The sequence below is a fragment of the Ruminococcus difficilis genome (genome assembly GCF_016680995.1).
The window spans coordinates 1-11,361 of the sequence record NZ_JAEQMG010000045.1 but is presented as its reverse complement, the minus strand read 5'-3'; the positions used below and the strand labels follow the sequence as shown (position 1 = coordinate 11,361).

Sequence of the window (11,361 nt, the reverse complement as noted above, 5' to 3'; positions counted from 1 at the left end):
GCTCTTCCGATCTGCCGAACGCGACAACGGCGACCGTCCGAAGTTTAAGGAGCTGCAATTCAACCCTGAGAGTTACGATACGATTTTCATCGGCTATCCGATTTGGTGGTATGAGCTGCCTATGATTATGCAAACCTTCTTCGATACCTACGATCTCAGCGGTAAAACAATCATTCCATTCAATACCCACGAGGGATCGGGAGACAGCGGCACCTATGACCAAATAAAAACCGAGGAACCCAACGCGACAGTGTTGGAAGGTCTGCCGATTCGCGGCGGTGACATTGAAAATAGCGATTCAAAAGATAAGGTTACAGAATGGCTCACAGGTTTGGGCTACTGATTATACTATACAGGAGGTTAACTATGAATTTCATTACATTAAATGACGGCAATAAAATCCCCGCAATCGGATTCGGCACCTTTCAGATTCCGCCCGACGGAAGTACCTACGAAGCGGTCAAGACCGCGCTCTCGCTCGGCATACGTCACATTGATACGGCGGTTGCTTATTTCAACGAGCAGGAAGTCGGTCAGGCTGTTAAAGACAGCGGAATCCCGCGCGAAAAAATCTGGATCACAAGTAAAATGTGGCTTCAGGATTTCGCGTATGAGGACGCAAAGAAGTCAATAGACACATCGCTTAAAAAGCTCGGTACCGATTATATGGACTTGTACCTGATTCATCAGCCCTACGGAAAAGTTGACGAAGCGTGGCGAGCGATGGAAGAAGCGAAGAAAGCAGGCAAAATCCGTTCTATCGGCGTAAGCAATATGACGCCGAAAATCTGGAACAGTTTTGTTCCCGGTTTTGATACAATGCCCTCTGTCAATCAGGTCGAGTTCAATCCTTATTGTCAGCAAAAGGAGCTGCGTAAAATTCTCGCCGAAAACGATGTTAAGCTCGAAGCGTGGGCTCCGCTCGGTCAGGGCAGAGCTGATTTGCTTACCAATTCCGTGATTACCGAAATCGCTGAGAAATACGGCAAAAACGCGGGACAGGTTATTCTTCGATTTGAGAATCAGGAGGGTATCATCGTATTCCCGAAATCCACAAAGCCCGAGCGTATCAAGAGCAATATGGAAATCTTCGACTTTAAACTTACCGAGGACGAGCTGAACGCGATCCGCGCGCTCGATACAGGCAAGGGCAACCACGATCCCGACGCCCCGGGCGTAGGCGAATGGCTCCTCAGCGCTTATGATATTCACGCCAATGACTAAAGGAAACAAAAAGAAAACAGCTAACATCATCATTGACTTGTCAATGGTGGTGTTAATGCCGCTTTTGATGGCGTACTCCCTGATTGGTGAAGAGTTCCACGAAATAATTGGAACATTAATATTCATATTGTTTATTGTCCATCATATATTACACTTGAAATGGTGGAAAGCGATCCCGCGCGGAAAGTACAACGCTTATCGGATATCCATCACGGTGTTCAACATCATTCTGTTGATCGTGATGTTCTTACAGCCGCTGTCCGGTATCGCGCTGTCAAAGCACATCTATACCTTTTTACAGCTCAAAGGTGTAGCTGCAACAGCGAGAACAATTCATATAATTTGTGCTTACTGGTGCTATGTGCTGTTGAGCCTGCACCTCGGACTGCATACCGATCAAATCATCCAACCGTTGAAAAGCAAAAAGAGCTTTGCTAAAATGAAGTGGATCGGACGTGCTGTATTTATTCTAATTGCCGCCTATGGTATCTACGCCTTTATCCACAGAGGCTTTTGGGGTTATATGAGCGGCAAAACGATGTTCGCGTTTTTTGATTTCAGCGAATCGAGAGTGTTGTTCATCGTCGACTATTTAGCGGTGATGACTTTATTTGCCGTTATCGGCAATTATCTAAGCAAATTATTAAAATTCAGGAGGAAAACAAAATGAAAATAGATTTAGGCTCAATGCCCGCTTTATACCCGATGCCTGTGCTGATGGTCGCGGCATATGACGAAAACGGAGTGCCCTGCGTGATGAACGCGGCTTGGGGTACAATCTGCGGAATGGATAAAATCGCGCTCATTATCAGCGAGGGACACAAGACCACTCAGAACGTCAGAGTAAGCAAAGCGTTCACCGTTGCTCTCGCCGACAGAGAGCATATGGCGGAGGCGGATTTCTTCGGCATCGCAACAGGCAACAAAATGCCCGATAAGTTTGATAAATCGGGCTGTCACGCGACAAAGAGTAAATTCGTAAACGCTCCGATCGTCGATGAGTTCCCAATAACAATGGAGTGCGATCTCGCCGAGATAGTTGAAACCGAAAATCTCCACGCAGTAGTCGGCACGATCGTTAACGTCTGCGCTGATGAAAAAGTCCTCGACGATAACGGCAAAGTTAATCCCGAAAAGCTGAACGCTTTAATCTTCGACCAGTTCCAGAGCGGCTATTACGTTAGCGGCGAAAAGGTCGGCAAAGCGTGGAACGCGGGCAAGGAAATGATGAAATCCGCACAAAGTTAATAACCTAACTATACCAAAGCCCGACAGTCACTCTCAGTATGACTGTCGGGCTAACTTTATGTGTATATTAAATCATTATTCACAATTTCTACTGCACGATTACGGATATTGTTCATTTTCCGCACCCACAGCATTTGGTTTTCTGCTTTGAGCAGTTCCGTCACGCCTTCACACTCCGCAAGTTGTTTGACAAGCCTATCGAACATCTCGGTTGCTTCTTCATCAATATCGGCGAGATAGGCGGTGAGCTTACAACTCGTCAACAGATTGGTATATATAATAGGGTGATGTTGCTTGATATAACGTAAATGTCTCTTTCCCCATATTCCAATCTCAACCTTTGGCTGTTTGGGTAACTTCAGATCAGGCAGTAAATAATCACCCTGTTGTGTGTAAGTAATCTTTGTAGCCATAACGCAAGACTCCTTTATTTTGATTCTCTTGACTTTGGCTTTTGTAAACTTGACAAGCAGTTCATCAATAATGTCGGTGTACCTGCCCTGTGAAATAAGGTCATTCCTAAAATTGATCAGGCTATTAATAACTATCCTCCGTTCATCAGGCGTTAGGTATAAATGGTATTTTGGATTTCTCACTCAAACTCCTCCTTCAAATAATTACGGTACGGTGCGCTATTGTCCACAAAGGCATCATAAGCAAACCTCGCTCCGAGCCTGAATCCTACAATAAACCTATCAAGTTCCGTTTCGCTCAATATGACATTTGAAGAGTTAGCAAATGCAAGAAAGGTTTTCTTCTCATCTCCAGATAGCTTCTCTGTTAGAGATTGCTCACAGCTTGACAGAATTGACATTTGCTTTTGAATAAAGCTGTCATTTTCAAAACTTCGTGCCTGCGGCTCAATGTTGCCGAAATACAGTTCTTTAATGATGTTCTTCATTGAATTACCTCCGTTTCATTTTGATGATTATATTTTACACGGAGATTGCAGAAAAATCGAATGTGTGGATTTATTATTTCAAAAGAAAAGAGCCGAGAAAACTCAGCTCGAATCTTTAATGCTACTCTCGTATTTAGTTTTATCCTTTAGAACACGTCGTTTCGGCTGTGTGCCTTTTTTTGTTGAACATCTCGGGCGAATCGTGTATAATAAAAGGAGTACCGGAAAAGAAGGAAATAATCATGATCAAACTCCGCCGATTTTTGAAAGGCTACAAAAAAGAAGTCATAATAGGGCCGCTGTGCAAGCTGTTTGAGGCGATACTCGAGCTGTTTGTGCCGCTGGTCATGGCGAACATCATCGACGTCGGCATCAACGAGCTGCACGACACGGAATACGTCCTGAGAATGGGCGGCGTCCTTGTTCTGCTCGCGGCGACAGGACTCACGAGCGCGCTGTTCTGTCAGTATTTCGCGTCAAAGGCTTCTCAGGGCGCAGGCACCGAGATACGCCGTGCGCTATTCAGGCACATCAACTCACTCTCGCACGCGGAGCTCGACAGTCTCGGCACACCCTCGCTGATCACGCGAATCACCAACGACACAAATCAGGTTCAGCAGAACATCGCCATGTGCATACGTCTGCTCACCCGCGCGCCGTTCATTATCATCGGCTCGCTGATAATGGCTATGTCGATAAATCTCAGAATGTCGCTGATTTTCTTCGGCGCGGCGCTGCTTATCGCGCTGACGCTCTACATCGTCATGAGCCGCAGCGTGCCGCTATATGCCGCAGTTCAGAAAAAGCTCGACAAAATCGGCCTTATCTCGCGCGAGAACCTCTCGGGCAACAGGGTTATCCGCGCGTTCTCGAAACAAAATACCGAGAAAGCGCGCGTCGACGCGGCTACCGAGGACTTAACGAGAACCTCCGTGCGCGTCAGTAAGCTTTCGGCGCTGCTCAGCCCGATCACCTACCTCGTCACCGACTGCGCGATCATCGCGATTGTCTGGTTCGGCGCGGTCAACGTCAACGCGGGCGGAATGAAAACGGGCGATATCGTCGCGCTCGTCAGCTACATGACCCAGATCCTGCTCGCGATGGTAGTCGTCGCGAATCTCGTTATCCTCATGACAAAGGCGGGCGCGTCCGCGAAACGCATCAACGAGGTCTTTGAAACAAAGCCCTCGGTCGCCGAAATCAACCATGATTATATTTCCGCAAAAGAAAATACACCGAAGATAGAATTCAGAAATGTCCGCTTCAACTACAGCAGCGACGGTGACGACGAGCTCAGCGGCATTTCATTCACCGTCAAAAATGGTCAGACCGTCGGCATAATCGGCGGTACCGGCTCGGGTAAGTCGACGCTGATTTCGCTTATTCCCCGTTTTTACGACACGTCGGACGGCGCGGTGCTCGTCGACGGCAACGACGTTCGCGACTATCCCTTTGAGCAGCTCAGAAAAAAATTCGGCATAGTTCCGCAGCAGAGCGTTCTGTTCAGCGGCACTATCCGCGACAACATGAAGTGGCAGAACCCGGACGCAAGCGACGAAGAAATCAACCGCGCCCTGCAAATCGCCCAGGCAGCGGAATTCGTCGACAAGCTGCCGAACGGGCTCGACAGCCGCGTTGAACAGGGCGGCAAGAACTTCAGCGGCGGTCAGCGGCAAAGGCTGTGTATCGCGCGCGCGATCGTTTCGCAGCCCGAGATACTGATTCTCGACGACAGCTTCTCGGCTCTTGACTTCGCGACCGACGCGGCGCTGAGAAAAGCTCTCGCCGAAAACGCAAAAGGCACGACCGTACTGATCGTCACACAGCGCTGCTCAACCATCAAAAATGCCGACCTTATCCTCGTTCTCAGCGACGGCAGGCTCGCGGGTCAGGGCAGGCACGAAGAGCTTTTTGAGCGCTGCGAGGTATACCGCGACATCTGCCTCTCCCAGCTCAGCGAAACGGAGGTGGCGAAATGAAATCCTCCGCTGTAAAAAAGCTGCTTCCGCGGCTCAGAAATCATATGGGTCTGCTGATACTTGCGCTGCTCAGCGCCGTAGTCAGTATCTCACTCACACTACTGATTCCCGTCCTCGTCGGCAAGGCTATCGACAACATCATCGCCGAGGGGCAGGTGTACTTTGAGGCGGTTACACAAATTATCCTCTATATCGCAATCGCGATAATAGGCGTTACCACCTGCCAGTGGCTGATGAATTTCCTCGTCAACCTGATCAGCTTCCGCCTTGTGCGCGACCTGCGCCGCGACGTTTTCCGCAAATTCAACACCGTGCCGCTCTCGGCGATCGACACAAACTCACACGGCGATCTTATCAGCCGCGTCATCAACGACGTCGACGCTGTCGGCGACGGTCTGACGCAGCTCATACTGCAGCTATTCTCGGGCGTCGTCACTATCATCGGCACGCTCGGCTTCATGATCGCAATTGACTGGAAAATCGCCATCGCGGTCTTTCTGCTCACGCCTATGTCGCTGTTTCTCGCGGCGTTCATCGGCAGGCTGACGCACAGACGCTTCACAGCACAGCAGATATTGCAGGGCGAGATCTCGTCCTACGTCGAGGAGCACGTCGGAAACCAGCGGCTCGTCAAGGCGTTTTCATTTGAGAAACGCGCATTCGAGGGCTTTGACAAATACAACGAGGAGCTGCACGTTGTCGGCTTTAAGGCGCAGTTCGCGGGCGCTCTCGCCAACCCGAGCACGCGCTTTGTCAACGCGCTCGTCTATGCCGCAGTCGGCGTTTTCGGCGCGGTCACCGTTATATCGGGCGGTCTGAGCATCGGCGGTCTGTCGTGCTTCCTCACCTACGCCAACCAGTACACCAAGCCCTTCAACGAGGTCACGGGCGTTCTGACTCAGCTAAACACGGGCATCGCGGCGGCTGAGAGGGTTTTTGAGGTTCTCGAATGGGCGGACGAAACCCCCGACAAGAACAGCGCTCCGCTCAAAAACTGCAAAGGCAGGGTCACGATCGAGGATGTCAGCTTCTCCTACGTTCCCGAAAAGCCGCTTATCCGGCACTTCTCACTCGACGTTCCGAGCGGCTGCCACGTAGCTATCGTCGGCCCGACGGGCTGCGGCAAAACAACGCTTATCAACCTGCTGATGCGTTTCTATGAGGTCAACGAAGGCAGGATACTGCTCGACGGCACCGATATCCGCGACCTAAGCCGCGACGCTCTCAGGCGCAGCTACGGAATGGTTCTCCAGGACAGCTGGCTTTTCTGCGGCACGATCATGGAAAACCTCCGTTACGGCAATGAGAACGCCACCGACGAGGAGGTTATCGCGGCGGCGAAATCCGCGCACGCCCACAGCTTCATCAAGCGCATGCCAAAAGGCTATGACACCGAAATCAGCGAGGGCGGCGGCAACCTCAGCCAGGGTCAGAAACAGCTGCTCTGTATCGCGCGCGCTATGCTGACTAACCCGAGCGTGCTGATTCTTGACGAGGCGACCTCGTCCATCGATACCCTGACCGAGATCCGCGTCCAGAAGGCGTTCGCCAAGATGATGAAGGGCAGGACGAGCTTTGTTGTCGCCCACAGACTCTCGACGATCAAGGAGAGCGATGTTATCCTCGTCATGAAGGACGGCAACATCATCGAGCAGGGCAGCCACAAGGAGCTGCTCAAAAAGCACGGATTCTACCACACGCTATATCACTCGCAGTTTGAAAAGCAGTAAATAATTATCATCTTCTCCGCATATAATTGACGTAGATTATATGCGGAGGTTTTTTTATGTTAACGGCACTAAGCGTAAATGTTCCCGAGAGAGCGGAAGGACTGAAACGGCTGCGCAACCGTCTGCGCCGCGACAGGGTCGATGTTCAGGTCAGCCGCGCCAGAGGCGTGAGCCTGCGTCACATTACATATACAAGCTACAGCGGCGAGGTGCGGCTCGACCGCGCAGACAGGCTGATAGGCGCCCAGCGCTCGCAGCTGCTCTGCTCCGAAAAGCTGGTTTTCCCGATGTCCAGCGGCTACAGGCGGTTTTATTCGCGGTCGTTCTCGGCAAGGCTGTGCGCAAACATGGCGCTCGAAACTCTCAGACTATGCCCGTCCGCCGCAAGACTCAGGTGCGGGATTTACGACCCGAAGGGCGTCGCGTCGGACTACCTTCTGCAATCTCTCGCCTACTGCGTCAACCCCGTCGTAATCGAGGGTGACAATGAAATCTATTCCCTCGCCCGCGAGCGCGCTCTGACCGAGCTCGGCGCGCCTGTCACCGTGACAAGAAACCTCTCTGAGCTTGAACGCTGCGGCTTTGTCCTCGCTCCGACGGGTATTGATGTGCCGCTGAAGCTCAGTCCCGACGCGGTAGTCCTCACCTCTGGCGAACCGTCAACCCCTGTGAGCGGCGAGGTTTACTACAAATACAGCTTCCGCATGCCGAACGGCTTTGACGCGCTCAAGCCCGACGAGCTCAGCGAGGAGTATTTCTGCTCAGCACTCTACACCCTCGGCGCGCAGTACGAGCTCGGGTCGATAGTACCCCTTAACTGCTGCGGAAAATACGGCTCTCAAACCGTCAATTCCCTCTCGGAGCTTCTTGACAACCGCGCAAAAAAGGCATATAATAGGTGAGTGTGTAACCAAAACAATTTTCACTGAAAGGAAGTTTTTGATATGGCAGCAAAACCTACAATGCTCACCGCGGAAGGCTTGAAAAAGCTCGAAGATGAACTTGCATTTTTACAAAACGAAAAGCGTAAGGAAATCGCGGAGAAGATCAAGGTCGCGCGTTCCTTCGGCGACCTCTCCGAGAACAGCGAATACGACGACGCCAAGAACGAACAGGCGATCATGGAAGCCCGAATCAACACCATCGAGGCTATTCTCAAGACCGCCGTGCTCATCGACGAGTCCGAGACCTCCAATGAGCGCGTACACCTCACCTCTGTCGTAAAGATCGAGATGCTCTCGACAGGCAGACAGGTTCAGTACAAGATCGTCGGCTCAGGTTCAAATGAAGCCAACCCCAAGGAGGGTAAAATCTCCGACGAAAGCCCCATCGGCGCTGCGCTGATGGACAAGAGCGTCGGCGACGTTGTCGAGGTTGAAACACCCGGCGGCATTGTCGGCATCAAGATTCTCGAAATTACTAAGTAAGGAAGTTGAAATATGGGTAACAAGCCACAGCAGGCAAACACAAGCGACGTTATCAAGGTTCGCTACGAAAAGCTCCAGGCGCTCAGAGAAGCCGGCAGAGATCCCTTTGTCATCACCACGAGCGACCGCGATGTTTATACCGCCACAGTTAAAGAGAAGTTTGAGGAATATGAGAACAAGGACGTCTGCGTTGCCGGCAGAATCATGTCGAAGCGCGGCAAGGGCAAGGTTTCGTTCCTCGATCTGCACGATAAGACAGGCAAGATTCAGATTTTCGCCAAGTTCGACGACCTCGGCGAGGAGGAGTACGGCTTCCTCAAGAAGTGGGATATCGGCGATATCGTAGAGGTCAAGGGCTTTGTTTTCAAGACCCAGATGGGCGAGATCTCGGTTCACGCCAAGGCGGTCAGACTTCTCTCGAAGTCACTCAAGCCCCTGCCCGAGAAGTACCACGGACTTACTAACACCGACCTGCGCTACCGTCAGCGCTACGTCGACCTGATCATGAACCCCGAGGTAAAGGACACCTTCGTCAAGCGCTCCAAGATCATCGCGGCTATCCGCCGTTACCTCGACGCTCAGGACTTCATCGAAGTTGAGACACCCATGCTCGTCGCCAACGCCGGCGGCGCTGCGGCTCGTCCCTTCCTCACCCACTCTAACGCTCTTGACGAGGAGTTCAAGCTGCGCATCTCGCTCGAGCTTTACCTCAAAAGACTTATCGTCGGCGGCCTCGAGCGCGTCTACGAGATTGGCAGGGTTTTCCGCAACGAGGGCGTTGACACCCGTCACAATCCCGAGTTCACCCTGATGGAGCTCTATCAGGCTTACACCGATTACAACGGCATGATGGATCTCACCGAGAACCTCTACCGCCATGTCGCCCAGGAGGTGCTCGGCACCACCACCATCACCTACAACGGCGTTGAGATGGATCTGGGCAAGCCCTTCGAGAGGATCACAATGGTCGACGCTGTCAAGAAGTACGCGAACGTCGACTTCAACGAGATCAACAGCGACGAGGAAGCAAAGGCAATCGCAAAGGAACACCACGTTGAGTTTGAGGACAGACACAAGAAGGGCGATATCCTCAGCCTGTTCTTCGAGGAATTCGCCGAGGAGCACCTGATCCAGCCGACATTTGTAATCGACCACCCGATCGAGATCTCACCTCTGACAAAGAAGAAGCCCGAGGATCCCAACTATGTTGAACGTTTCGAGCTGTTCATGAACGGCTGGGAGATGGCGAACGCCTACTCTGAGCTCAACGACCCGATCGACCAGCGCGAGCGCTTCAAAGCTCAGGAAGCGCTGCTCGCTCAGGGCGACGAAGAAGCTAACACTACCGACGAGGACTTCCTCAACGCCCTCGAAATCGGCATGCCTCCCACAGGAGGCATCGGCTACGGCATTGACAGACTGACAATGCTCCTCACCGACAGTCCTGCTATCAGAGACGTTCTGCTCTTCCCGACAATGAAATCCTTAGATAAGTAACGCCCCAAAACCCCAGTGTTTATGCGGGTTTCGAGAGTTGCGATGTCTCGGATTTACGCCATTTACGCCAAACTTACGCCAAACGATGCAGAAAGTTGTGCAGAGCTGAATCAATCGCATATTTGAATGAATTTGACCTTGATGGATTCGTTTTCATCAAGGTCTTTTTTTGTTTGACGGATAGACAAAATCAGGCTGAAATGATATAATTATAGAAAGATAAATCGGAATAAACCGAGGTGCGAGAACCATGAAATTTCAGGAATATGGGCTGAAACATAAAGACGCGGTCATTCTGCTCCACGGAGGTGGATTATCATGGTGGAATTATCGGGAAGTGGCATTGCTTCTACAGGGGGAGTATCATGTCATCCTTCCGATTCTGGACGGACACGCCGGGAGTGATCACCCTTTTACTACGATTGAAGAAAATGCGTCCGAGATCATTGAATTCATTGATGAACAATTAGATGGCTCTGTATTACTGATAGGAGGTCTTTCTTTGGGCGGACAGATTCTGCTTGAAATGCTGTCACAACGCAAAGATATTTGCTCCTATGCTTTGGTTGAGAGTGCATCTGTCATTCCGTCAAAACTGACAAATGCGTTGGTTTCCCCGACATTCGGCAGCAGTTATTGGCTAATCAAGAAAAGAAGCTTTGCAAAGCTTCAGTTTCAATCTCTGCACATTAAGCCGGAACTCTTTGAGGACTATTACAGGGACACTTGCCGGATAAAAAAGCAGGATATGATTGCTTTTCTAAAAGCAAATACGTCCTACTCTCTGAAAGATGCTTTCAGAGAATCGTCTGCTGAAATTCACGTTTATGTTGGAGCAAAAGAAACAAGAGAAATACTGCGTTCGGCAGAAGTCATTTGTAAAATGCGCCCCTCCTGTAGAATGAACTGTTTAGACGGTCTTAAACACGGAGAGTATTCAATGAATCACGCAGCTCAATATGCAAATGCCATACGACAAATTGTTCAGGGCAGATAAAGTCTGATTTACAGCATTAATCTATACTATAGCAGGCAGCCTTATGTGAGGTTGCCTGATTTTTTATGCCCAAGAACGAATTGCAAACTTCGATTTTCTCCTGTTTCTCATATAATATAGGTAAGATAAACAATCGCATATTTTAATGGATTTGACCTTGATGGATTCGTTTTCATCAAGGTCTTTTTTGTTTGACGGATAGACAAATTCAGGCTGAAATGATATAATGATAGAAAGATAAATCGGAATTTGTTGAGGTGAAGGTTATGCATTTTGGCTTTTCTTATATTGGTTTGATTTTTCTTTTAATGCTGTTTATACCTAATTTCTTCTGGACAAAAAACAAGCCTAAGGACTA

Annotated in this window: 12 protein-coding genes; 10 read left to right on the top strand and 2 right to left on the bottom strand. The window is 50.3% G+C overall.

All coding sequences use genetic code 11. From position 1 onward, the window contains the following. The 4 genes from JKK62_RS04580 to JKK62_RS04565 form a co-directional block, all read left to right on the top strand. Positions 1–343, top strand: a 343-nt coding sequence (locus tag JKK62_RS04580; protein ID WP_201427077.1) for a flavodoxin, incomplete at its 5' end; no start/stop codon positions are given. A 23-nt stretch (positions 344–366) separates the two neighbouring features. Continuing rightward, positions 367–1,224, top strand: coding sequence for an aldo/keto reductase (locus tag JKK62_RS04575; protein WP_201427076.1), 858 nt, complete (start codon positions 367–369; stop codon positions 1,222–1,224). After that, positions 1,217–1,894, top strand: a complete 678-nt coding sequence (locus JKK62_RS04570) for a cytochrome b/b6 domain-containing protein (RefSeq protein WP_201427075.1) — start codon at positions 1,217–1,219, stop codon at positions 1,892–1,894. The genes JKK62_RS04575 and JKK62_RS04570 overlap by 8 nt, the downstream gene beginning before the upstream one ends. After that, positions 1,891–2,472 (top strand): flavin reductase family protein, encoded by a 582-nt coding sequence (locus JKK62_RS04565; protein ID WP_201427074.1) that lies wholly within the window; start codon positions 1,891–1,893, stop codon positions 2,470–2,472. The genes JKK62_RS04570 and JKK62_RS04565 overlap by 4 nt, the downstream gene beginning before the upstream one ends. A 56-nt stretch (positions 2,473–2,528) precedes the next feature. Here the strand turns inward: JKK62_RS04565 and JKK62_RS04560 are convergent, their stop codons facing one another. Together JKK62_RS04560 and JKK62_RS04555 are read right to left on the bottom strand one after the other, a co-directional pair. Beyond that, positions 2,529–2,885, bottom strand: a complete 357-nt coding sequence (locus JKK62_RS04560) for a TnpV protein (RefSeq protein ID WP_201427073.1) — start codon at positions 2,883–2,885, stop codon at positions 2,529–2,531. Between the two features lie 179 nt (positions 2,886–3,064). Further along, complete coding sequence (locus tag JKK62_RS04555; protein ID WP_201427072.1) at positions 3,065–3,373, bottom strand: DUF6809 family protein; 309 nt, start codon at positions 3,371–3,373, stop codon at positions 3,065–3,067. 242 nt (positions 3,374–3,615) lie between these two features. On the opposite strand from JKK62_RS04555, the gene JKK62_RS04550 reads away from it, so the two are divergent. The 6 genes from JKK62_RS04550 to JKK62_RS04525 all read left to right on the top strand — a co-directional run bounded on the left by JKK62_RS04550 (position 3,616) and on the right by JKK62_RS04525 (position 11,003). Beyond that, entirely contained in the window at positions 3,616–5,352 is a 1,737-nt protein-coding gene (locus JKK62_RS04550) for an ABC transporter ATP-binding protein (protein WP_201427071.1), read from the top strand. After that, a complete protein-coding gene (locus JKK62_RS04545) occupies positions 5,349–7,082 on the top strand; it encodes an ABC transporter ATP-binding protein (protein WP_201427070.1) in 1,734 nt (577 codons plus the stop codon). The genes JKK62_RS04550 and JKK62_RS04545 overlap by 4 nt, the downstream gene beginning before the upstream one ends. Before the next feature lie 56 nt (positions 7,083–7,138). After that, positions 7,139–7,984, top strand: a complete 846-nt coding sequence (locus tag JKK62_RS04540) for a hypothetical protein (protein ID WP_201427069.1) — start codon at positions 7,139–7,141, stop codon at positions 7,982–7,984. Between the two features lie 42 nt (positions 7,985–8,026). Next, a complete protein-coding gene (gene greA, locus JKK62_RS04535) occupies positions 8,027–8,509 on the top strand; it encodes a transcription elongation factor GreA (RefSeq protein ID WP_186834249.1) in 483 nt (160 codons plus the stop codon). 12 nt (positions 8,510–8,521) lie between these two features. Beyond that, on the top strand, positions 8,522–10,006 hold the full coding sequence (lysS, locus tag JKK62_RS04530; RefSeq protein WP_366502995.1) for a lysine--tRNA ligase: 1,485 nt from the start codon (positions 8,522–8,524) through the stop codon (positions 10,004–10,006). A 250-nt stretch (positions 10,007–10,256) separates the two neighbouring features. Then, entirely contained in the window at positions 10,257–11,003 is a 747-nt protein-coding gene (locus JKK62_RS04525) for an alpha/beta fold hydrolase (protein ID WP_201427068.1), read from the top strand. Positions 11,004–11,361: the final 358 nt, after the last annotated feature.